Origin of the sequence: Streptomyces sp. AHU1, from assembly GCF_045343905.1 — a bacterium.
Classification (GTDB): Bacteria; Actinomycetota; Actinomycetes; order Streptomycetales; family Streptomycetaceae; genus Streptomyces; species Streptomyces triticiradicis.
Genome location: NZ_CP174283.1, coordinates 2,504,846 through 2,525,895, shown reverse-complemented (window position 1 = coordinate 2,525,895; position 21,050 = coordinate 2,504,846). Strand labels below are relative to the sequence as shown.

At 71.7% G+C, this 21,050-nt stretch carries 22 protein-coding genes; 11 read left to right on the top strand and 11 right to left on the bottom strand.

What is annotated here, in order from left to right; all coding sequences use genetic code 11:
• Positions 1-10 precede the first annotated feature (10 nt).
• Together ACICHK_RS11540 and ACICHK_RS11535 are read left to right on the top strand one after the other, a co-directional pair.
• Positions 11-1,909 carry an FUSC family protein gene (locus tag ACICHK_RS11540; protein ID WP_406836825.1) on the top strand — a complete coding sequence of 633 codons (1,899 nt, stop codon included), beginning with the start codon at positions 11-13 and terminating at the stop codon, positions 1,907-1,909.
• 248 nt (positions 1,910-2,157) lie between these two features.
• Positions 2,158-2,331, top strand: coding sequence for a hypothetical protein (locus ACICHK_RS11535; protein WP_192582781.1), 174 nt, complete (start codon positions 2,158-2,160; stop codon positions 2,329-2,331).
• 30 nt (positions 2,332-2,361) lie between these two features.
• Here ACICHK_RS11535 and ACICHK_RS11530 read toward each other — a convergent pair whose 3' ends face one another.
• The gene (locus ACICHK_RS11530) at positions 2,362-2,808 is read right to left on the bottom strand and encodes a hypothetical protein (RefSeq protein WP_406836824.1); all 447 of its coding nucleotides are present in this window, start codon (positions 2,806-2,808) and stop codon (positions 2,362-2,364) included.
• Positions 2,805-3,668 (bottom strand): ATP-binding protein, encoded by an 864-nt coding sequence (locus ACICHK_RS11525; RefSeq protein WP_406836823.1) that lies wholly within the window; start codon positions 3,666-3,668, stop codon positions 2,805-2,807. Before ACICHK_RS11525 ends, ACICHK_RS11530 begins: the two co-directional genes overlap by 4 nt.
• Positions 3,669-3,928: 260 nt before the next feature.
• Here ACICHK_RS11525 and ACICHK_RS11520 point away from each other — a divergent pair, with 260 nt between their 5' ends.
• From ACICHK_RS11520 to ACICHK_RS11510, 3 genes are read left to right on the top strand one after another with little or no spacing between them, the layout of a single operon-like run.
• The gene (locus ACICHK_RS11520) at positions 3,929-4,789 is read left to right on the top strand and encodes a helix-turn-helix transcriptional regulator (RefSeq protein ID WP_406836822.1); all 861 of its coding nucleotides are present in this window, start codon (positions 3,929-3,931) and stop codon (positions 4,787-4,789) included.
• A complete protein-coding gene (locus ACICHK_RS11515; protein ID WP_037624764.1) occupies positions 4,790-5,068 on the top strand; it encodes a DUF397 domain-containing protein in 279 nt (92 codons plus the stop codon). It begins immediately after the preceding gene.
• A 56-nt stretch (positions 5,069-5,124) separates the two neighbouring features.
• Positions 5,125-5,337 carry an SAM-dependent methyltransferase gene (locus ACICHK_RS11510; RefSeq protein ID WP_406841198.1) on the top strand — a complete coding sequence of 71 codons (213 nt, stop codon included), beginning with the start codon at positions 5,125-5,127 and terminating at the stop codon, positions 5,335-5,337.
• 1 nt (position 5,338) lies between these two features.
• On the opposite strand, the gene ACICHK_RS11505 is transcribed toward ACICHK_RS11510, so the two are convergent.
• From ACICHK_RS11505 to ACICHK_RS11495, 3 genes are all read right to left on the bottom strand, one after another.
• Entirely contained in the window at positions 5,339-6,832 is a 1,494-nt protein-coding gene (locus ACICHK_RS11505) for a glutamate synthase subunit beta (protein ID WP_406836821.1), read from the bottom strand.
• 162 nt (positions 6,833-6,994) lie between these two features.
• Complete coding sequence (locus ACICHK_RS11500) at positions 6,995-7,474, bottom strand: DUF1772 domain-containing protein (protein WP_151474052.1); 480 nt, start codon at positions 7,472-7,474, stop codon at positions 6,995-6,997.
• Positions 7,475-7,597: 123 nt separating this feature from the next.
• On the bottom strand, positions 7,598-8,293 hold the full coding sequence (locus ACICHK_RS11495; RefSeq protein ID WP_406836820.1) for a DUF2293 domain-containing protein: 696 nt from the start codon (positions 8,291-8,293) through the stop codon (positions 7,598-7,600).
• A 141-nt stretch (positions 8,294-8,434) separates the two neighbouring features.
• On the opposite strand from ACICHK_RS11495, the gene ACICHK_RS11490 reads away from it, so the two are divergent.
• Together ACICHK_RS11490 and ACICHK_RS11485 are read left to right on the top strand one after the other, a co-directional pair.
• On the top strand, positions 8,435-9,076 hold the full coding sequence (locus ACICHK_RS11490; RefSeq protein ID WP_192582780.1) for a uridine kinase: 642 nt from the start codon (positions 8,435-8,437) through the stop codon (positions 9,074-9,076).
• Between the two features lie 228 nt (positions 9,077-9,304).
• The gene (locus tag ACICHK_RS11485) at positions 9,305-9,742 is read left to right on the top strand and encodes a CBS domain-containing protein (protein ID WP_406836819.1); all 438 of its coding nucleotides are present in this window, start codon (positions 9,305-9,307) and stop codon (positions 9,740-9,742) included.
• Between the two features lie 54 nt (positions 9,743-9,796).
• On the opposite strand, the gene corA is transcribed toward ACICHK_RS11485, so the two are convergent.
• A complete protein-coding gene (gene corA / locus ACICHK_RS11480; RefSeq protein WP_406836818.1) occupies positions 9,797-10,924 on the bottom strand; it encodes a magnesium/cobalt transporter CorA in 1,128 nt (375 codons plus the stop codon).
• 303 nt (positions 10,925-11,227) lie between these two features.
• Between corA and ACICHK_RS11475 the strand changes: the two genes are divergently transcribed.
• A complete protein-coding gene (locus ACICHK_RS11475) occupies positions 11,228-12,022 on the top strand; it encodes a methyltransferase domain-containing protein (protein WP_406836817.1) in 795 nt (264 codons plus the stop codon).
• 58 nt (positions 12,023-12,080) lie between these two features.
• On the opposite strand, the gene ACICHK_RS11470 is transcribed toward ACICHK_RS11475, so the two are convergent.
• The 3 genes from ACICHK_RS11470 to fdhA all read right to left on the bottom strand — a co-directional run bounded on the left by ACICHK_RS11470 (position 12,081) and on the right by fdhA (position 15,509).
• A complete protein-coding gene (locus ACICHK_RS11470) occupies positions 12,081-13,079 on the bottom strand; it encodes a carbohydrate kinase family protein (protein ID WP_406836816.1) in 999 nt (332 codons plus the stop codon).
• Positions 13,076-13,981: a pseudouridine-5'-phosphate glycosidase gene (locus ACICHK_RS11465; protein ID WP_406836815.1), complete on the bottom strand. Its 906-nt coding sequence runs from the start codon at positions 13,979-13,981 to the stop codon at positions 13,076-13,078. Before ACICHK_RS11465 ends, ACICHK_RS11470 begins: the two co-directional genes overlap by 4 nt.
• 295 nt (positions 13,982-14,276) lie before the next feature.
• Positions 14,277-15,509: a formaldehyde dehydrogenase, glutathione-independent gene (gene fdhA / locus ACICHK_RS11460; RefSeq protein ID WP_406836814.1), complete on the bottom strand. Its 1,233-nt coding sequence runs from the start codon at positions 15,507-15,509 to the stop codon at positions 14,277-14,279.
• A gap of 186 nt (positions 15,510-15,695) precedes the next feature.
• Between fdhA and ACICHK_RS11455 the strand changes: the two genes are divergently transcribed.
• Positions 15,696-16,058 carry a cupin domain-containing protein gene (locus ACICHK_RS11455; protein WP_406836813.1) on the top strand — a complete coding sequence of 121 codons (363 nt, stop codon included), beginning with the start codon at positions 15,696-15,698 and terminating at the stop codon, positions 16,056-16,058.
• 58 nt (positions 16,059-16,116) lie between these two features.
• On the opposite strand, the gene ACICHK_RS11450 is transcribed toward ACICHK_RS11455, so the two are convergent.
• On the bottom strand, positions 16,117-16,671 hold the full coding sequence (locus ACICHK_RS11450) for a methylated-DNA--[protein]-cysteine S-methyltransferase (RefSeq protein ID WP_406836812.1): 555 nt from the start codon (positions 16,669-16,671) through the stop codon (positions 16,117-16,119).
• 77 nt (positions 16,672-16,748) lie between these two features.
• Positions 16,749-17,615, bottom strand: coding sequence for a glycerophosphodiester phosphodiesterase (locus ACICHK_RS11445; protein WP_406836811.1), 867 nt, complete (start codon positions 17,613-17,615; stop codon positions 16,749-16,751).
• Between the two features lie 277 nt (positions 17,616-17,892).
• Here ACICHK_RS11445 and ACICHK_RS11440 point away from each other — a divergent pair, with 277 nt between their 5' ends.
• Positions 17,893-18,765 carry an MHYT domain-containing protein gene (locus ACICHK_RS11440; RefSeq protein ID WP_406836810.1) on the top strand — a complete coding sequence of 291 codons (873 nt, stop codon included), beginning with the start codon at positions 17,893-17,895 and terminating at the stop codon, positions 18,763-18,765.
• 39 nt (positions 18,766-18,804) lie between these two features.
• On the top strand, positions 18,805-20,937 hold the full coding sequence (uvrB, locus tag ACICHK_RS11435) for an excinuclease ABC subunit UvrB (protein ID WP_406836809.1): 2,133 nt from the start codon (positions 18,805-18,807) through the stop codon (positions 20,935-20,937).
• Positions 20,938-21,050 lie beyond the last annotated feature (113 nt).

Sequence of the window (21,050 nt, the reverse complement as noted above, 5' to 3'; positions counted from 1 at the left end):
CAGGAGCCCCGTGCGCCTCCCCCGCCCCGCCGCACCACCCTGGCTCGCCCACGCCCTGCGCGCCCAGCGCGGACCGGTCCCCTGGAACGCGGTCGTACGGGGTGCGCTGGCCGCCGGACCGCTGCTGCTCGTGGCCGTACTGAGCGGCCGTACCTCACTCGGGGTGATCGCGGCCCTCGGCGCCATGCTGGCGGGGATCAACGACCGGCCGGGCAGCCGCAGGGCCGCCGTCGCACGGCTCGGGGCACCGGCCCTCGCCGGGGCCGCCGGTCTGCTCATCGGGTCGTACGCCGGGCGGCACACCGGCGCCGTGGCTCTCACCGCCGTCCTCACCGGGCTCGGACTGCTCGCCGGAGCCGTCAGCGCCGTCGGACCCGTGGCCTCCGGGGCCGGGACCCAGCTGCTGGTCGCCTCGGCGATCGGGGCCGGGATGCCGTCGCCCGAACCGGGATGGGCGCGCGCACTGTTCTTCCTGGGCGGGGCCGGCTGGCTGCTCGCACTGCGGCTGGCCCTGCCGACGGCCGCGGTGAACACCGGTGACTACCGCTTCGACGGGGAGCGGGAGGCCGTCGGCGGTGTGTACGACGCCGTCGCCCGGCTGCTGCTCGCCGTGGGCGGACCCGACGCAGCCCGGCGGCGCGTCGCGCTGACCGCGGCCCTCGACCACGCGCAGGACGCGCTCGACGGGCCCCGGCTGCGGCGGTACGCCAGTTCCGCGGCCGAGCGGCGCCTGCACGCGCAGTACGCCGCCGCCCTGCCGCTCGCCGAGGCCGCGACGGCGCTCGCCTGGGCGGGCGAGGCCGTGCCCGCACGGGCGGCGGAAGGCCCCCGGCGGCTCGCGGCCGCCGTCCGCACCGGTGCCCCCACCGGGCCGCTGCCGGCGCCCGCCGTCCCCGGCAGCCGGTCCGGCCCGTCCGGGAGCACCTCCGTCGTGCCCGCGCTGCGCGCCCTCCACGACGCCCTGCTGCACGCCGCCGAGACCTTCGACCGGGGCTCCGGGAACGCCCTGCACAACCGGCGGCGCACCGCCGTCTCCCTCGTCCGCACCGCGCTCGGTTCCGCCGGGCGCGAGTACGGCGTCCGGGTCGCTCTCTGCTTCGGCGCGAGCGTCGCCGTGGCCCAGGCCCTGCACCAGGCGCGCTGGTACGGCGACCACCCGCACTGGTACTGGCTCCCCGCGACCGCCGTCTTCCTCGTCAAGCCCGATCTCGGGCCGCTCGCCTCACGCGTGCTGTGCCGGGCGGCGGGGACGGTCCTCGGCGCGGTCGTCTTCGCGGGACTCGCCCTTCTGCTGCCACGGCCGGAGGGGTTCGTCGCCCTGGTCGCGGTCAGCGGCGCACTCATCCCCGTCGCCACCCGGCACTTCGCCGCGCAGACCGCCGTCGTCACGGTCCTCGTCCTCGCCCTCGTGATGGTCGGCGGTGAGCCACAGGCCTCCGGGAACCGGATCGTGGAAACCCTGCTGGCCTGCGCGATCGTGCTGCTCGTCGGACATCTGCCGACACTCGGACAGCGGGGCGGGACCGTGCGGGCGAGGCTCACCCGGGCCGGCGAGGCCGCGGACGCCTATCTCGCCCATGTGCTGGGCGACGGTACGGCCCGTGACCGTACGGGCCGCTGGGTCCTGCGCCGGGAGGCGTATCGCGCGCTCGCCGAGGCCCGTGCCGCGATCGACGTCGCCGCGGCCGAGCTCCCCGCCCTGGCACGCCACTCCGAGGGCACGGCCGCGGTCGCGGCCACGCTGGAACGGCTCGTCGACACGACCACGGCGTGCGCCGTGCAGCTCGACGACACCGGCCGGCTCACGCCCCGGCACACCGAGCGGATCGCCGAGCTCCTCGGCGAACTGGCCGAGCGGCGCGAGCGGGCGGGACTCGGGACGGCACCCACGCATCCCGCCGCGGTGTGACACCGGGAGCAGGCGGCACCCGTACGACGCCCGGAACGCCCCCAGGAACGCGCCCCCACGGAGCTGCCGGGAACAAGCCCCCCACGGAGCTGCCGGGAACGGGTTCCTCGCCCGTCCGTGGCCTCGCGGAACCGGGTCCGCCGTGGCACCGCCTCGTGTCGGCTTCGTCTCAGTACCGTTACTGCCAGAGCCGTTCACCCCGTGACGGGCGTTTAACTCTCCACAGCGGCGTGACTTGGAGGTACAGGGTGAACGGGCGAACGGTGCTGGAGAGGTTTCCCGCCGGCGGACCCCGCGGGTCGTGGCCCGCGGAGGAGTTCGCGCAGGCACGCCGCCAGGAGGGCCAGGCGGCGGAGGTCGTCATGGACCTCGCCTCCGACGCGTTCCTGGTCGTCGTGGGCGGCGTCGACGGCGTCGAGTGAGGCCGCCCGGGACCGGCCGGGGAACGGGCCTCAGGCGCTGACCGGGCGTGACCAGGCGGGGGTCGTCCCCGTGATCCGGCACAGGGCCAGATACAGGGGGATCGGCGGAGTGTACGGAAGCATGCCGTCCGGTTTGTGGATGAGCCCGGGAAACCGAGGTGAGTCCGCGACGACCGCTCCCGTGACGTAGTGGGCGGGCGCCGGCCACTCCAGGGCGACGTCGGAGTCGGAGGGGACGATCCACCACCAGTGCGCCGGTCCGGCGTAGACGCAGCCCACGCGAGGCAGCCGCGCCAGCAGCAGCGGTCCGAACCGGGCGGGCACCGACACCGCGTCGCAGCCCAGTGGCACTTTCATTCCCTCGGGGAGGGGGAGACGCCTCGGCGGCCCGGGCCGTTGCCGGCCGCGGCTGATGCGGACCAGCGTGTCCAGGCTCAGGACCTGCGCCGCAGGACCCGCCGCAGGCGTACGGCTCACAGGCTCTCCCGATCCCGATCCCGAATCCGTTCCTGTTCCCGGTCCCGACGCGGACCGTGATCCTGGCCCCGGTCCCCGTCCAGGCGTGGACCAGGGACCCGGGCCTGGCTCCCGCCCCGGGCGGAGGGAGGCTGGGGGTTCCCCACGGTTCCCGCCCCCCAGGATCCCTCCGCCCCCGTGCCCCGACCGTCGTTCGGGGGCTTCTTCGCGCTCCAGCCGAGGTCCGCCCGAGGGCCGGTGTCCGCGTGGGGAGAGTCCGGGGCGTTCCGGGCCTCACGGAGCCGGCCGTGAGGTGACGGCTTCGGCCCGGCCTCGAACCCGGCGTCGAGCGCGTTCAGTTCGTACCGGTCGTGTCGGCCGTACCGGTCCTCCGGGGCGGCCGGGTCGCGCCGGCCGTCCAGGTCCGGCCAGGTCTCCCGGACGGTGTCGGCGGTGTTTTCGGCCCGGCCCGCCGAGCGTGCGATCTCCGCCCACACCAGCAGGCCGGGCCCGGTGTCCTGGGCCCCCCAGGCCCTGGACACTGCCGCGACGAGAAGCAATCCCCTCCCGTGCTCCTCGTCGGGCCGCCGCGGGGAGGGGCGCGGCTCGCCAGGAGCGCACCCCTCGTCACACACGGCTATGCGCACCAGGTCGCCGACGTCCTGCAGTTCGCAGACGACGCGTTGCCCGGCGGCATGCACGATCGCGTTGGTGACCAGTTCCGACACCACGAGGGTCGCCGCGTCGCAGGCCTCCTCGCACACCGCCCAGCCGGACAGGCGGGACCGGGTCAGGCGTCTCGCCTGGGCCACGGAGCCCGGATGTGCGGCCAGCTCGAAGCGGAACCGGCGCTCGGCGGCCGCACCGGGGTGCTGCCCCATGGTGGCGCGGAGACCGGACCGGTCTTCGGCGGCGTCTGTTCCTAACGGCGCGGACGGAATCACGTTTGCCACTATCGCGCCGCCGTGAACACTTGGCAAGACTCACTCTGAAAAATGCAGAGTGCCGTGTGACGCCGTGGGGGTGCGTGGCACACTGCTGACAACAGCAAGCCGAGCGGCGCCAGTTGGGATCGTCGAGGCGGACGAGGAAGACCCCGGACGGCGCCGACCGGGCTGCCCGGACTCAGTGGAGGTGGGACGTGAGCGAACCGCGGTCCGCGCCGACGGTCGGTCAGGTCGTTCTCGGACGGCGACTGCTGGACCTGCGGGAACGTGCGGGTCTCAAGCGTGAGGAGGCCGCGCGGATCCTGCGGGTCGCCCCCGCGACGGTCCGCCGGATGGAGATGGCCGAGGTCTCCCTCAAGATCCCTTACCTCCAGCTCCTGTTGAAGTCGTACGGCGTCGGCGATCAGGAGGCCGAGGCCTTCGTCCAGCTCGCCGAGGACGCCAACAAGCCCGGCTGGTGGCAGCGGTTCCACGACATCCTGCCCGACTGGTTCTCCATGCACGTCAGTCTGGAGGGCGCCGCCTCCCTGCTGCGGTCCTATGAACCGCACTTCGTTCCCGGCCTGCTGCAGACCGAGGACTACGCCCGCGGCGTCCTGGAGGCGGGGGCCATCGGGCAGACCAGGCCCGAGGACATCGAGCGCCATGTGGCACTGCGCATGCAGCGCCAGGAGCTGCTCACGCGCGAGGACGCGCCCCGGATCTGGGCCGTGATGGACGAGACGGTGCTGCGCCGCACCATCGGCGGCCCCGAGGTGATGCGTGCCCAGATCGACAAGTTGCTCCAGGCCACGAAGCTGCCCCATGTGACGTTGCAGGTGATCCCGTACTCCTCGGGTCCGCACCCCGGCACGTACGGGCCCTTCGTGCTGTTCCGATTTGCCATGCCGGAACTCCCGGACATGGTCTACAGCGAGTACCTGACCGGCGCCGTCTACCTGGACGCGCGCTCCGAGGTGGCGACCCACCTGGAGGTCATGGACCGCATGGCGGCCCAAGCCGCCACGGCACATCGCACGAAGGAGATCCTCCGGGATCTCCGCAAGGAGCTGTGAATGGAACGCATCACGCCGGAACGCATCAACCCGCGAATAGGCGACGTGCGCATCTACAACGGAATGCCCGCCCGTGAACTGGGCAGCGAGGGCTGGCACAAACCGTGGAGCGGCGGCAACGGCGGCAACTGCCTGGAGGCGATGAAACTCGCCGACGGCCGTATCGCCGTGCGTCAGTCGGCGGATCCGGACGGTCCGGCCCTCATCTACACGCCCGGTGAGATGACCGCGTTCATCCAGGGCGCGAAAGCGGGAGAGGCGGACTTCCTTCTCTCCTGAACGACTTGCTTTCTCCTTTTTCGACTTTCCTGAATTTGGTTCTGATTTGATCACTTATTGCGGCGCGGACTTACGGAGACCGTCATGACCTGACAGCCCTCGACCGGAATCGACACGAGCAGACCGCATCCCGCGCGGAGTTCAGCCGCTTCTTCGGCGGCCTCGACCTGGTCGAGCCGGGCGTCGCGGTGGTCCACGAGTGGCCCCCGGAGCCCGGCGAACCCGTCCGGGGACAGGGCGACGGGGGCATCCCGGATGCGGGGCGGTGACCTACGCGGTCATGGGGCGGTCGTACGGTCCGATCGGTGCCGGCAGGCGCGAGCGGGCCGCCCCGCTGAGCGCCCGGTCCACCGCCGCGGCGACCGCCCGGCCCTCGGCGATCGCCCACACGACGAGCGACTGTCCGCGCGCGGCGTCCCCGGCGGCGTACACCCCGGGAACGTTCGTGCCGAAGTCGGCGCCACGGGCGATCGTGCCGCGCGGCTCGAGTTCCAGCTCCAGCTGGTCGATCAGGCCGTCGCGCAGGTCGGGGCCCGAGAAGCCGAGGGCGAGCAGGACGAGGTCGGCGGGCAGGGTCCGCCCGGAACCGGGGACCGGGCGGCGCCGCTCGTCGACCTCGACGAGACTCAGCGAGCGCACCCGGCCGTCCGCGTCACCGTCGAACCGGAGCGTGGACGCGGCGAAGAGCCGGGCGTCCGCGTCCGCGGCGGGCGCCGTGCCCAGCGTGCCTGCCTCCTCGTGCGCGGCGGAGAGGCGGTAGATCTTCGGGTACGTGGGCCACGGCTCGGTGTCCTCGTCGCGCTCGGTCCCCGGCTGCGCGTAGATGTCGAGCTGGGTCACGGAAGCGGCACCCTCGCGCACCGCCGTCCCCAGACAGTCGGCACCGGTGTCACCACCGCCGACGATCACCACGTGCCGGCCCGCCGCGGACAACGGGGAGACCTCCAGGTCCCCCTCGCACACCCGGTCGGCCAGCGGAAGGTACTCCATCGCCTGATGGATGCCGGACAACTGTCTTCCCGGCACGTCCAGTTCGCGCCAGGCGGTGGCGCCGAGCGCCAGAATCACGGCGTCGTAGCGGGCTTTGAGCTCAGCGGCCCCGATGTCGGTGCCGATCGCCGTCGACGTGCGGAACTTGGTTCCCTCCGCGCGCATCTGGTCCAGTCTGCGGTCCAGATGCCGTTTCTCCATCTTGAAGGCGGGGATTCCGTACCGCAGCAGACCGCCGATCCGGTCGGCCCGTTCGTACACGGCCACCGTGTGACCGGCCCGGGTCAGCTGCTGTGCCGCGGCGAGACCGGTGGGCCCCGACCCGACGATCGCGACCGTCCTTCCCGAGAGGCGGTCCGGCGGACGCGGCGGCGCGAACCCGTCCTCCCAGGCGCGGTCGGCGATGGCGACCTCGACGTTCTTGATGGTGACCGCCGGCTGGTTGATCGCCAGCACACAGCCCGCCTCGCACGGCGCGGGGCACAAGCGCCCGGTGAACTCGGGGAAGTTGTTCGTGGCATGCAGCCGGTCGCTCGCCGCCCGCCAGTCGTCGCGCGAGACGAGGTCGTTCCACTCGGGGATCAGATTGCCCAGGGGACACGCGTCGTGGCAGAAGGGGATACCGCAGTCCATGCAGCGGTCGGCCTGTTTCTCGATGATCGGCAGCAGTGCTCCGGGAACGTACACCTCGTTCCAGTCCCGTACCCGCTCCTGGACGGGCCGGCGCGGGTACTCCTGGCGCGGTGTGGTCATGAAACCCTTGGGATCGGCCATGGCCGTCTCCCTCATGTACGCGTACAGGGGGCGGAGCCGCACGACTACAGGCCCTCGTCGGCCGCGGAAACCGGGCGGCACTCCTCTCCCGCCACGATACGTCGCCCGCGCACACGCCGCCGCCCCGGACGCATGGGGCAAGAGGGAAGGGCGCCCTACGGCTCAGGTGAGGGCGAGAGCGTACGACACCGCCGCCGCGGCCGACGCGACGGTGCGGACGTGATTCCACATCGTCCACTGGCGCACGAACACGGGCCAGTAGGCGGCGGCCTCCGGTGTCTCGGGGTCCAGCTTCAGCAGCGCGTCGTTGCGCGGGACGTTCGCCGCGATGGTCACCCCGAACGCCCCGAACAGGTACAGCGCGCTGCCGAGCAGCAACTCCACCGTTCCGTCGGCCGGCAGCAGCACGAACGTGACCACCGCCAGCACCGAGCACAGCACCGCGGACCCGATGAACACCAGCATGAACGGCGGGCGGACCGCGGCGACGTTGATCGCGTTCATCGCGGCGACTCCCTGCGCCGGGGGCAGCAGGGCGAGCGCTCTCATCACGAAGGTCGAGAACCCGCAGAACACCCCGGCCACCAGACCGCAGCCGAGCACCCCCAGCAGAGTCAGCACGAAATACGGTCCATCGATCATGTCCACTCCCGTGTCGAACCGACCGGACCCAGGATCCTGCACAGCGCCGACCGCCACCACAAGCGAAATCCGCTGTGCCGACAGCGGCCCCGGCCGAGCGCCCGCACCGGCGTGCTCCTTCGCTCACGCCTGCGCGGTGACGCCGTCACGCCACTCCCAGAGCCTCGTGTCCACCGCGGCCGCGATCCGGCGGCGCGCCTCGTACCGCGAGACACCGCTCATCAGCAGCTGGTCGTACGGGGTCTCCGTGTGCCGTACCGACGCACGGACCGCCGCGGTCACCGCCGTCTCGGACAGCGCGCGGCCCGCCGGGCTCCGCCCGACCCGCCCGCTGCCGCGCACCGAGGCGTGTGCGGCGATCTCTCGTGCCCGATCGGCTGGACAGTGCGGGAACAGCCGGGATATCTCCCGCGCGAACGCCTCGGTGAAGCGGACGTCCTCCGCCTCCCGGCGTCGCGCGTCCCGTGCCCTGCGCCGCCGCCGGGCCTCCGCGTCGGCCAGACAGCGTTCCTCGGCCAGGGCGAGTGCCGTCTCCTCGACCATGACGCCCTGCCGCTCGTAGCGCCCCCGTCGCCGGTTGAACCGCACCACCACGGCCGACAGCGCGCTGCCCTCCCGCGATCTGCGCGTCAGCGCCGTGTCGCCGCGCGGCAGGAACACCAGGTGTCCGAGATCCGCGCAGTCCAGGCATCGAGGCGCTCCCTCCTCCAGCACCAGCAGCGGGAGCGGCCCGTTCCGGCACTCGACGCAGTGCCGCTTCTTGAGCGGCTGGACGACGAGGAGGCCGTTCCGGTGCGGGGGTTCAGCGATCGGTGCCATAAGCGGTTCATTCCCCGGAGCGGCGCCACATCTACGTGGTCGGGCGGCGCCCCCGCACGATCCGCCCTCCGGCGGGCCGGTGTCCGTCGCGCCCGTCCGCGGCCCGCCGTGCCGCCCGGGTCCCTTCGCGCGCGCGGCATCATGGGTCCTGTGCGACTCGAAGCGATCACCTGGGAACGGCTCGGCGACCTCCTCGCCGATCGTCTGCTCGACCTGAAGCCGCAGGACGGCAGCCCCTGGCCGCGCGTCGCCTTCGACGGAGCACCGGCTGCCCGCCCCGGCGAACTCGCGCACCGGGTCTTCGAGGCGCTGCGCGTACGCGGCCGTCCCTCGCTGGTCGTCGGCACGGAGGGCTTCCTGCGCCCCGCCTCGCTCCGGCTCGAACACGGCCACCAGGACGTCGAGGCCTATTACGACGGCTGGTTCGACACCGGCGCCCTGTGGCGCGAGGTCTTCGGCCCGCTCGAACCCGGCGGCGACGGCAGGGTCCTGCCCGACCTCCGGGATCCCGCCACCGACCGGGCCACCCGCAGCCCGTACGTCCAACTTCCGCCCGGCGGAGTCCTGTTGCTCCACGGCCCCCTCCTCCTGCGCCACTGGTTCCCGTTCGACCTCAGCGTCCACGTGCTCCTCTCCCCGGGTGCCCTCCGCCGTCGTACGCCCGAGGCGGAGCACTGGACCCTCCCCGCGTTCGCCCGCTACGGGAGCGAGACGGGTCCGGACACCACCGCCGACGTGCTGGTGCGGGCCGACGACCCCCGCCACCCGGCGTGGAACGGCTGACCCGCGGCATGAAACGGCGGGGCGGGGCGGCCGTCCCCGCCCTCCCGGTCCTCACGCCGATCTCCTGTGGCCCTGCCTCGGCCCGCCCGCTCTCGCCACGGTCCGCGGGCCGCCCGGATCCGCGGATCTCCAGGTGCGCGGCCTCCAGTGCGCGGCGAGAATATTAGGGCGCCGGTACCAGCGGTGTGTTCCGCGCCGCGCCGGCCGTCCGGCACCGGGAGGTACTCCATGACCACCGCCGGAGACATCATGCACCGTGGTGCCCAGTGGATCCCCGCCCACGAGACCCTGGACCGCGCCGCCCAGCTGATGCGTGAGCTCAACGTGGGCGCACTGCCCATCAGCGACCAGAACGAACGCCTCTGCGGCATCCTCACGGACCGCGACATCGTCGTCGGCTGCGTGGCCATGGGCCGCGACCCCGCACGGGTCACCGCGGGAGAGATGGCCCAGGGCACGCCGCGTTGGATCGACGCCGGCGCCGATGTCGGCGAAGTGCTCCAGGAGATGAAGGGGCACCAGATCCGCCGGCTTCCGGTGATCGAGGACAAGCGGCTGGTCGGCATGATCAGCGAGGCCGACCTCGCCCGGCACCTCAGCGACGAACAGCTCGCCGCCTGGGTCGAGAGCGTCTACGCGAGGGGCGGGAGCAGCGCGACGGGCTGACCAGGCCGATTCCCCGCCCAGCCGCCTGGCCGGACGCGCGGGACGAGAGCTGTGTCAGAGCCAGCCGTTGCGCCGGAATCCTCGGTAGAGGACGAGGCAGCCGACGGATATGACGCCGATGACGATGGGGTAGCCGAACCTCCAGTGCAGTTCGGGCATGTTGTCGAAGTTCATGCCGTACACACCGCAGACCATCGTGGGGACGGCGATGACCGCCGCCCATGCCGTGATCTTCCGCATGTCCTCGTTCTGGGCCACCGTCACCTGCGCGAGATGCGCCTGCAGGATCGAGTTGAGCAGTTCGTCGAAGGCGGCTATCTGCTCGGTGACGCGCAGCAGATGGTCGGAGACATCACGGAAGTAGGCCTGTATCTCCGGGTCGATCACACGGGTCGGCCGGGTCGTCAGCTCCTGGACGGGCCGTGCGAGCGGGACCACGGCCCGCTTCAGTTCGAGGAGTTCACGCTTGAGCTGGTAGATGCGGCCCGCGTCGGCGCGAGCGCCGTTCTCGGCGAACACGTCGGCCTCGACCTGGTCGATGTCCGCCTGGACGGAGTCCGCGACGCTCACGAACTCGTCGACCACGTGGTCCGCGATCGCGTGCAGGACCGCGGCCGGCCCCTTGGACAACTGCTGCTTGTCGGACTCCAGTTCCTCGCGCAGCGGCCCCAGGGAGCCGTGCCGTCCGTGGCGCACGGTGATGACGAAGTCCGGGCCGACGAACACCATGATCTCGCCGGTGTTCACCACCTCGCTGGTCGACGTCAACTCCTTGTGCTCCACGTAGCAGACCGTCTTGAACACGGCGAACAGCGTGTCGCCGTACCACTCCAGCTTCGGACGCTGATGCGCCTCCACCGCGTCCTCGACGGCCAGCGGGTGCAGGTCGAAGAGTTCCGCGATGTCCGCGAACTCCACGTCGGTCGGTTCGTGCAGACCGAGCCAGACGAATCCCTCGTCGCGCTTGCGGATCCGCCGCACGGTGTCGACCAGATCACGGCCTTCGGGGATCCGCACGCCGTCCCGGTACGCCACACAGTTCACCACCGCGGAGCCCAGCGGCGACCGGGCGGGGTGACTCAGGTCGACACGGCGGCTCCGCCGTGTCAGCCGTGCCACTCTGCGGAGGCCGTCGACCGCGCCGAGAGCCGTCACCTTCCGCAAATTCCCTGCCATGGACATCTGGATCTCCTCGCGTGGATCTCCCCGGGCCGCACTTTGCGCCTGGCGCGCCAGTCTGCCAGGCCTGATCGGACACCGGAAAAGACTGTGGGAACGGAAGATTCCGTTCCGCCGTGCGAGCGACCGGACGACTCGGACGGCCGGGGCTGCCCGGGTGGTCCGGAGGGACTGGACGCCTCGGCGCCACCCGGCCTCCCGGGCGGCGGCGTCCGGCGCTGCTGGCGCGGATCCTCACATGACCCGGGTGCGCCAACAGGAGCGTCGGCGATTCGCGGCGAACCGCCCGACTGGGATGATCTCCCCATGACGCGAGCCGACGGATATCTCCTCGACAACCAGCAGACGGAGGCGGGCCGGCGCTTCGAGGCACTCGCCGCTCTCTTCGACCCCACGACGTTCCGGCACATTGAGCGCTTCGGCGTCGGGTCCGGCTGGCGCTGCTGGGAGGTCGGGGCGGGCGGCACGTCGGTCGTGTCCTGGCTCGCCAAGAAGGTGGGTCCGACGGGGAAGGTCGTCGCGACCGACATCGACACATCGTGGGCGGCTTCCGTGGCACGCTCACCGGTCGAGGTCCGTGTCCATGACGTGGGTGCCGAGGAGCCGCCGGGGGAGAGCTTCGACCTCGTGCACGCCCGGCTCGTACTGGTCCACGTACCGGACCGGGAGCGTGCGCTGCAGTCGATGATCAAGGCTCTGAGGCCCGGCGGCAGGCTCCTCGTGGAGGATGCCGACCCCGCCCTGCAGCCGCTGCTCTGCCCCGAGGAGCACGGTCCCGAGCAGCGGCTCGCGAACCGGCTGCGCCAGGGCTTTCGCGCACTGCTCGCCGAGCGCGGCGCCGACCTCGCCTACGGACGCAAACTCCCGCGGCTGCTCCGGGAGGCGGGACTGCGGGGCGTGGAGGCCGACGCGTACTTCCCCGTCACCTCACCCGCCTGCGCGGCACTGGAATCCGCCACGGTCCGTCAGATCCGCGACCAGCTCGTCACCGCAGGCCTGGCCACCCAGGAGGAGATCGACCAGCACCTCGCGAACGTCGCCGAGGGGTCCATGGACCTGGCGACCGCGCCGATGATCTCGGCCTGGGGGCGCAAGAACTGAGCGACGGCGAGGGCGCGGAGCCGGGAACCACGGGCACGTCCTCACGCGGCCGAGGCGTTCAGCGGTCCCGCGTCTCTTCTCCGCCTCCCCGCGGATCTCTCGCGGGCGGTCTTCCGCCGACCCGCTCCACCGCCTTCGCCCCGGCCGCGCACCCCGCCCTCGCCGCCTTCTCGGGCCCGGCTCCTCCGAGCAGCGCGGCGAGGAACGCGCCGGTGAACGCGTCACCGGCGCCCGTCGTGTCGCGTGGAGCCGCCCGCAGCGCCGGGACACGGGCCCGGACGGATCCGGAACGGGCGATCAGGGCTCCGTCACCCCCCAGCTTGGTGACGACCAGGGGGAAACGCCGGCTCAGCTCGGCGGCCGCGGCGGCCGGATCGGGCAGCCCGGTCAGCAGGCACGCCTCGTCACGGCTGGGCAGCAGGACGTCCACGCCCGCGCAGAGTCCGAGGAAGCGGTCCACGCCCAGCGCGGTGAGGAATCCCGCCGAGGCCGGATCGAGGCTCACCGGGACCCCCCGCGCGCGCGTCGACTCGAGCACCACCGACACCAGCGCCCGGCTCGGCCCGGAGAAGAACAGGTAGCCCGACAGGTGCAGCCGCGCGACCCCGTCGAGCAGCGCGGGCGACCAGTCGTCCGGTGCCAGCCGCAGTGAGGCCCCGCTGTCGGTGAGGAACGTACGCTCCGCCGACGCGCCGCTGTCCACCAGGCAGATCACCGTCCCGGTCGGTGCCCGCGGGTCGGTCACCAGGAGGGGCCGTACGCCGCTCGCCGTGAGTTCGTCCTCGTGCCATGCCGCAGTGTCGCGTCCCACCCGGCCGAGCAGCCGTACGTCGGCGCAGCCCTCGTGCGCGGCCCAGCACGCGACATTGGCGCCCGCGCCGCCCGGCACGGTCCGGACGGCGGCGACCGTGTCGGTGCCGGCCGCCAGCGGTCCGCGGTGCCGGGCGACGACATCCGTGACCACGTCCCCGACGACGAGCAGAGCGCCTTCGGCGGGGCCGACGGCACCCGCCGCTCCGGCCCCGCCGGCCCGGGCGCCCCGGTCGGAGTCGCTCACGCCCCCGTCCAGGCGGCCGCGATCCGTCCCGCGAGGCGCACGTTGCCGCGTACCGCCGCCAGATTGGCGGCGAGCGAGGCACCGTCCGTGTGCCGGACCAGATAGGCGAGCAGGAACGGTGTCACCGCCTGTCCGGTCACCCCCTCCGACTCGCACGCGCGCAGCGCCTCGGCGAGCACGCGCGCGTGCAGCGCCGGATCGAGCTGCTCCTCCTCGGGGACCGGGTTCGCGACGACGAGCGACGCGTCGGGGACGTGCAGAGCGTCCTGGGCACGCATCACCTCCGCCACCTGTTCGGGGGAGTCGAGGGTCCAGTCCACGGGGTGTCCCGAGTCGGACAGGTAGAAGCCGGGGAACCGGTCCGTGCCGTACCCGGCCACCGCCACGCCCAGCGTCTCCAGGCGCTGCAGCGTCGCGGGCACGTCCAGGATCGACTTGACGCCGGCGCACACCACCGTGATCCGGGTACGCGCCAGCAGGCCCAGATCGGCGGACTCGTCCTGGGTCACCGTCCACTCGCGGTGCACCCCGCCGAGCCCTCCCGTGGCGAACACCCGCACCCCGGCGCGGGCCGCGAGCAGGGCGGTCGCGGACACGGTCGTCGCCCCGCTCGCCCCCGCGGCCACCGCGAGCGGCAGGTCGCGGTGGCCCAGTTTGCGGATGCCGTCCTTGTTCGCGATCCGCTCCAGCCCGCCCTTGTCCAGGCCGACGTGAGGCCGGCCGTCGAGCACGGCGATCGTCGCGGGTACGGCACCCTCCTCCCGGACGGTCTCCTCCAGTTCGAGGGCGACCTGCAGATTGTCCGGGCGGGGCAGCCCATGGGCGATGATCGTGGATTCCAGGGCCACCACCGGCCGGCGCGCGTCGAGCGCCTCCCGCACCTCTTCGGACGTCACGATCACGCGCCTGCCTCCTGTCGCCGGTCGACGTCTGCCGTCCCTGGATCTCTGGCGAGCGGCGCACCCGGCCAAACCCTCGCGGCCCGCGGCGTACGACAGCGGCCCGGGGCATGACGGACAACCCGCCACGACCCGGCTATGTCCTCGCGCGGTCCGGCGTTCCGGCCGCCCGGGTCGGCGCCTCCGCGAACGGCCGGGCGGAGATGTCCTCCTCCGCGGGGAGAAGGGGCGCTCCACGCGCGCGGGAGCACCCCTTCGACGGTGTCCGGGTCGGACAGACCGGGTCGGACAGACCGGTTCAGACAGGCCGTACGTCGGCCAGCACCCCGTGGGGATCGAGGACGTACTTGCGGCTGGCGCCCTGGTCGAAGTCCGCGTATCCGCGCGGTGCGTCGTCCAGGCCGATCACGGTCGCGTTGACCGCCTCGGCGATGTGGACCCGGCCGTGCAGGATCGCCTTCATCAGCCCCCGGTGGTACCGCATCACCGGGCACTGCCCCGTGGTGAACCGGTGGCTCTTGGCCCATCCCAGGCCCAGACGCACCTTCAGCGTCCCCGTCCTCGCGTCCTGGTCGATCCCTCCGGGGTCGTCCGTGACGTAGAGCCCGGGGATACCCAGGGCGCCGCCCGCGCGCGTGAGCCCCATCAGCGAGTTGAGGACGGTCGCGGGCGCCTCCTGGGCGTCCCGGCCGTGCGCCCGCGCCTCGAAGCCCACCGCGTCGACGGCGGCGTCGACCTCGGGCTCGCCGAGGATCTGCGCGATCTGGTCCTCCACACCGCCCTCGGAGACGTCGACGGTCTCGCAGCCGAAACTCCGCGCCTGGGCGAGGCGTTCGGCGTTGAGGTCCCCGACGATGACGACGGCGGCGCCCAGCAGCTGCGCCGACGCCGCCGCGGCCAGGCCGACCGGGCCCGCCCCGGCGACGTACACCGTCGAGCCGACCCCGGCGCCGGCGGTGACCGCGCCGTGGAATCCGGTCGGGAAGATGTCCGACAGCATGGTCAGGTCCAGGAGCTTCTCGCGCGCCTGGTCGCGGTCCGGGAACTTCAGCAGGTTGAAGTCCGCGTACGGGACCATGGCGTACGCGGCCTGGCCGCCGACCCAGCCACCCATGTCGACATAGCCGTACGCCGCCCCCGGACGCGCCGGGTTCACGTTCAGGCAGATGCCGGTGTCGCGCTCCTTGCAGTTCCGGCACCGCCCGCAGGCGATGTTGAACGGCACCGAGACGATGTCCCCGACCTCGATGAACTCGACGTCCGGACCGCGTTCCAGTACCTCTCCGGTGATCTCGTGTCCGAGGATCAGACCCTCGGGCGCGGTCGTACGGCCCCGCACCATGTGCTGGTCACTGCCGCAGATATTGCTGGCGAGCACTTTGAGGACGACTCCGTGCCGGCACTTCCGGCCGACGTTCTCGCGAGCCACACCCGGCCCGTCCTTCAGTTCGAGCGTCGGGTAGTCGATGGCCCTCACCTCGACCGTACCCGGCTTGAGATACGCGACTGCCCTGTTTCCGTTTCCGCTCACGCGTGATCGCCGTCCCTTCGGCCCCGTGATTCGGATGCCGGCGGCTGTTCGCACGGTGGAGTCCGCTGCCGACCGCGCGGCACGGCCACCCTCCGCAGGGGGACTTACCTCGAAGTGGCTCCGGCAGGGCCACGGGAGCGACCCTCGGCGCCCCTGGCGGAGGACGAGCCCTTAAGGTGTCCGTTCATGACCGTGTACCCCCGGCCCGCGCCGTCATTCGCCGTGCACATCCCCGACGCCGAGCTCGATCCCGAGCCTCTGGACCCGGCTCAGATCGTCTCCGGCGAACCCGTCGTGACGGGCAAGGTCCTGTGGGAGTCGGCCGACGGCAAGCAGGTGCGGGGCATCTGGCAGACCACGCCCGGCGTGGTGACCGACACCGAGGCCGACGAACTCTTCGTCGTCGTCAGCGGCCGCGCCACCATCGAGGTGGAGGGCGGCGACGTCATCGAGGTGGGCCCCGGCGACGCGGCGTTCCTGCGCGAGGGCGACCGCACGACCTGGACCGTCCACGAGACCCTGCGCAAGGCGTACCACATCAGCCTCTGACGGACCCGTGGAGCGGACGCTCCACCGCACGCACGGACCGTCGGTCCCTGCCGCGACCTCAGAACAGCGGCTTGGGGAGCACACCTTCGAGCGCCAGCAGCTTCCGCTTGGTCTCCAGACCGCCCCCGAAGCCGCCGATGCCGCCGTCGCTCTCGACCACCCGGTGGCAGGGCACCACGACCGGCAGCGGATTCGAGCCCATGGCCACCCCCACGGCCTGGGCCGCCCCGGGCGCGCCGACCCGTCCGGCCAGGTCGCCGTAGGCGACGACGGAACCGAACGGCACGCCCGAGTTCAGCTCACGCAGCACCTGGCGGTTGAACCCCGAGATCAGCGACCAGTCGAGCGGCAGGTCGAAAGCGTGCCGCTCTCCCGCGAAGTACGCCTCGACCTGGCGTATCGCCTCGGCCAGCAGCGGCGAGCCGGGCGCTTCGACCGGCTCGCCGCCCAGACGGGACGTGAGCCGGCCGAGCGCCCTGTCGCGCACCGTGTCCGAAGCGTGGAAGACGACATTGACCAGGCCGTGGGGCGTCGCGGCGAGGAGCAGCGGACCGATGTCCGTGCCGACGACGGACCACACGATCCGCTGTTCGTACCGCCCGTGGCTGTCCATGCGATCCACCGTACGGCCCGCCACCGACAACGCCCGGGGCGAATCCGGAATCCGTCCACGCCCCGGACGAGGGCACGCTAACGCAGGGCCGCGCGGATCACGTCGGGCCTGTTCGTGATGATGCCGTCCGTGCCGATGCCCGCCAGGCGCCGCGCGGTGGCCGCGTCGTCCACGGTCCAGGCGAAGACCTTCATCCGGCCGTGCGGACCGCGGAGCGCGTGGACCGCCGAGACGTAGCCGGAGGACAGCGACCGGTGATCGGCGTTGATCTGGTCGGTGAACTCCGCGTATCGGGGCAGCCGCGTGACCGGAGGCGTCCCCAGAAAGGCCGTCGTGATGCCGGGCCGCAGCCGGTGCACGGTGCGGACACTGTCCGCGCTGAAGCTCTGGACGATCAGCCTGTCCCGCAGATGCGTCGGGTCGAGCCAGCCCTCGTCGCCCAGGAGCCTGAGCGTCTGCCGTTCGATGCCCGGGTACAGCTCGGGGTTCTTGATCTCCAGGACGAGCTTCTGGTGGTTGCGCGAGACGCGTTCCATGTACTCCCGCAGCGTCGGAACCTTCGCGCCCGCGAACCGCGGGCCGAACCAGCTCCCGGCGTCCAGGCGGGCGATCTCGGCCGCGGTGAAGTCCTTGACCTTCCAAGGGCTTCGGCCGGGATAGACCGTCTCGACGTCGGTCGTGCGCGCCAGCGAGGCGTCGTGGAGGACGACCAGCCGACCGTCACGGGTGCGCTGGACGTCGTTCTCGACCCAGTCGAACCCCAGCCTGGCCGCGCGGTCGACGGCGGCCAGGGTGTTCTCCGGAGCGTAGGCCGAGGCACCGCGGTGGGCGACGACCAGCGGTGTCGTGATCCGGTTGCCGGCCTTGGCGTGAGGGCTGGGCACTATCAGAACGGCTCCCCCGAGAAGCGCGGCGGTCGTGGCGGCGGCAACGCGCGCGTGCATGCGTTCTCCTCGCATCGGCGGTCACTGAAAGTACAAGACTGACAGCAGAGGGTCGACGGAGGGGGGAGGCTGGATGGCCGTGGATTGAATGAAGTTGCTCAAGTCCGTTCGCCGGCACCGCACAACTGGGGAGAGGTCGTGATTGTTTGCAGGATTATCGTTCGACCATTCCGGTGGGGGCCATACTCTCTGCCTCAACCCGGTCCGCTCCGGCGGTTCGGGCCGCGGGGGCATTTCGGGTGGTTCGGGAGCAACAGGGCGGGAAAGGCAGCCGCGCATGCAAGGCACGGTCGACGGCTTCACCTACGGACTCGTCACACCGCTGGTGGCGTATTTCATGGCCTGCCTGGGCGGAGCGCTGGGCCTTCGCTGCACCACCAGGTCCATGCTCGTCGCCGGCCCCTGGCGGGCCGGCTGGCTCGTGCTCGGCTCGGTCGCGATCGCCTCCGGCATCTGGACGATGCACTTCATCGCGATGATGGGGTTCACCGTCGAGGAGAGCCCCGTCCACTACGACAGGCCGACGACGTTCGCGAGCCTGGGCGTCGCCGTCCTGATGGTCGGCGCGGGGATCTTCATCGTCGGCCACCGGGGCGCCACCGGGACGGCGCTCTTCACCGGGGGGACCGTCACCGGCCTGGGCATCGCCTCGATGCACTACCTCGGCATGGCCGGGATGCGGCTCAACGGGAAGCTCGCCTACAACACCCTCACCGTCTCCGCCTCGGTCGTCATCGCCGTCGTGGCCGCCATCGCCGCCCTCTGGGCCGCCGGGCAAGTGCGTGGATTCCTCTGGAGCGTGGGGGCGAGTCTCGTCATGGGGCTGGCCGTCAGCGGCATGCACTACACGGGCATGGCGGCGCTCAGCGTGCATCTGCACGGCCCGGCCGACGGCACCCCCGCCGGGGACTCGGCGGCCGCGCTGCTCGCGCCCATGATGATCGGCCCCCTGGCCCTGCTCTGCCTGGCGGGCGTCGTCGTGATGTTCGATCCGCGGATGGTCGCGGGCAAGCCCGACCGGCGCCCCGCGGAGATCGGACGGCCGGGCGTCCCGGCCCGTCCCGGCTTCGCGCACGCCGGCCGCCGTCCGGCCGTCCATCCCGTGCGGGAGCGCGCGTACCGCCGCTCGCGGACCCCGCAGAACAGGTGACCGGGCCCGGTTGTCGGTGCGGGGTCGTACGGTGGATCCATGCGGCCCGTATCCAAGATCGAACGTTCGGTGGCGCCCTTCGAGGTCGTCAGCCACTTCCAGCCGAGCGGTGACCAGCCCACGGCCATCGCCGACCTGGAGAAGCGCATCCGCGCAGGCGAGAAGGACGTCGTCCTGCTGGGCGCGACCGGCACCGGCAAGTCCGCCACCACCGCCTGGATGATCGAGAAGCTCCAGCGGCCCACGCTCGTCATGGCGCCGAACAAGACGCTGGCCGCCCAGCTGGCCAACGAGTTCCGCGAGCTGCTGCCGAACAACGCGGTCGAATACTTCGTCTCGTACTACGACTACTACCAGCCCGAGGCCTACGTCCCGCAGTCGGACACCTACATCGAGAAGGACTCCTCCATCAACGAGGAGGTGGAGCGCCTGCGCCACTCCGCGACCAACTCGCTGCTGACCCGCCGCGATGTCGTCGTGGTCGCCTCGGTGTCCTGCATTTACGGCCTCGGCACGCCGCAGGAGTACGTGGACCGGATGGTCAGCCTCAAGGTCGGCGACGAGATCGACCGTGACGACCTGCTGCGCCGCTTCGTCGACATCCAGTACACCCGCAACGACGTGGCCTTCGCGCGCGGCACCTTCCGGGTCCGCGGCGACACCATCGAGATCTTCCCGGTGTACGAGGAGCTCGCGGTCCGCATCGAGATGTTCGGCGACGAGATCGAGGCACTGTCCACGCTGCACCCGCTGACCGGCGAGGTCATCAGCGACGACAACCAGGTTTACGTCTTTCCCGCGTCCCACTACGTGGCGGGCCCCGAGCGCATGGAGCGCGCCGTCAACGACATCGAGAAGGAGCTGGGGGAACGCCTCGCCGAGCTGGAGAAGCAGAACAAGCTCCTGGAGGCCCAGCGCCTGCGCATGCGGACGACGTACGACATCGAGATGCTCCGCCAGATCGGCTCCTGCTCCGGTGTCGAGAACTACTCGATGCACTTCGACGGCCGTGAACCCGGCTCTCCGCCGAACACGCTGATCGACTACTTCCCGGACGACTTCCTGCTCGTCATCGACGAGTCGCACGTCACCGTTCCGCAGATCGGCGCGATGTACGAGGGTGACGCCTCCCGCAAGCGCACCCTCGTCGACCACGGCTTCCGACTGCCCTCGGCCCTGGACAACCGTCCCTTGAAGTGGGAGGAGTTCCAGCAGCGCATCGGCCAGACCGTCTACCTCTCGGCGACCCCGGGGAACTACGAGCTGTCCCGCTCGGACGGCCACGTCGAGCAGATCATCCGGCCCACCGGCCTGATCGACCCCCAGGTGATCGTCAAGTCCACCGAGGGCCAGATCGACGACCTTGTGCACGAGATCCGGCAGCGCACCGAGAAGGACGAGCGCGTCCTGGTCACCACGCTCACCAAGAAGATGGCCGAGGACCTCACCGACTACTTCCTGGAACTGGGCATCCAGGTGCGCTACCTGCACAGCGACGTCGACACGCTGCGCCGCGTCGAGCTGCTGCGCGAACTGCGTGCCGGCGAGTTCGACGTCCTGGTCGGCATCAACCTGCTGCGCGAGGGGCTCGACCTCCCCGAGGTCTCCCTGGTGGCGATCCTCGACGCCGACAAGGAGGGCTTCCTGCGCTCAGGGACCTCCCTGATCCAGACCATCGGCCGCGCGGCGCGCAATGTCTCCGGCCAGGTCCACATGTACGCGGACAAGATCACCCCGGCGATGGAGAAGGCCATCGAGGAGACCAACCGCCGCCGGGAGAAGCAGATCGCCTACAACAAGGAGCGGGGCATCGACCCGCAGCCCCTCCGCAAGAAGATCAACGACATCGTGGCGCAGATCGCCCGTGAGGACGTCGACACCGAGCAGCTGCTCGGCTCCGGCTACCGCAAGACGAAGGACGGCAAGGGCGCCAAGGCTCCCGTGCCCGCGCTGGGCGGCAAGGCGACCCGTGCCGCCAAGTCCGCCAAGGGCAAGGACGCCACGCCGACCGACCGTCCCGCGGCCGAACTCGCCCAGCAGATCGAGGACCTGACGGAACGGATGCGCGCGGCGGCGGCGGACCTCCAGTTCGAGATCGCGGCCCGTCTGCGCGACGAGGTGTCCGAGATGAAGAAGGAACTGCGGCAGATGAAAGAGGCGGGAATCGCCTGAGGCCGTCCGATGGCGCCGGACCTCGGACGACGCGCGGTGTGTTGCAAGACCGACACAAAGTCCGCCCCAGGGTTCGGCGCTGTCAGTGCCGCTGCGTAGGGTTCTGTTCATCC

Bases quoted from the DNA above. Each gene is read 5' to 3' on its own strand.
- ACICHK_RS11525 (WP_406836823.1), bottom strand. From the start codon at position 3,668: ATGGGGCAGCACCCCGGTGCGGCCGCCGAGCGCCGGTTCCGCTTCGAG.
- ACICHK_RS11515 (WP_037624764.1), top strand. From the start codon at position 4,790: ATGGAACGCATCACGCCGGAACGCATCAACCCGCGAATAGGCGACGTG.
- ACICHK_RS11505 (WP_406836821.1), bottom strand. From the start codon at position 6,832: ATGGCCGATCCCAAGGGTTTCATGACCACACCGCGCCAGGAGTACCCG.
- ACICHK_RS11500 (WP_151474052.1), bottom strand. From the start codon at position 7,474: ATGATCGATGGACCGTATTTCGTGCTGACTCTGCTGGGGGTGCTCGGC.
- ACICHK_RS11495 (WP_406836820.1), bottom strand. From the start codon at position 8,293: ATGGCACCGATCGCTGAACCCCCGCACCGGAACGGCCTCCTCGTCGTC.
- ACICHK_RS11490 (WP_192582780.1), top strand. From the start codon at position 8,435: ATGGGTCCTGTGCGACTCGAAGCGATCACCTGGGAACGGCTCGGCGAC.
- ACICHK_RS11485 (WP_406836819.1), top strand. From the start codon at position 9,305: ATGACCACCGCCGGAGACATCATGCACCGTGGTGCCCAGTGGATCCCC.
- corA (WP_406836818.1), bottom strand. From the start codon at position 10,924: ATGTCCATGGCAGGGAATTTGCGGAAGGTGACGGCTCTCGGCGCGGTC.
- ACICHK_RS11475 (WP_406836817.1), top strand. From the start codon at position 11,228: ATGACGCGAGCCGACGGATATCTCCTCGACAACCAGCAGACGGAGGCG.
- ACICHK_RS11455 (WP_406836813.1), top strand. From the start codon at position 15,696: ATGACCGTGTACCCCCGGCCCGCGCCGTCATTCGCCGTGCACATCCCC.
- ACICHK_RS11450 (WP_406836812.1), bottom strand. From the start codon at position 16,671: ATGGACAGCCACGGGCGGTACGAACAGCGGATCGTGTGGTCCGTCGTC.
- ACICHK_RS11445 (WP_406836811.1), bottom strand. From the start codon at position 17,615: ATGCACGCGCGCGTTGCCGCCGCCACGACCGCCGCGCTTCTCGGGGGA.
- ACICHK_RS11440 (WP_406836810.1), top strand. From the start codon at position 17,893: ATGCAAGGCACGGTCGACGGCTTCACCTACGGACTCGTCACACCGCTG.
- uvrB (WP_406836809.1), top strand. From the start codon at position 18,805: ATGCGGCCCGTATCCAAGATCGAACGTTCGGTGGCGCCCTTCGAGGTC.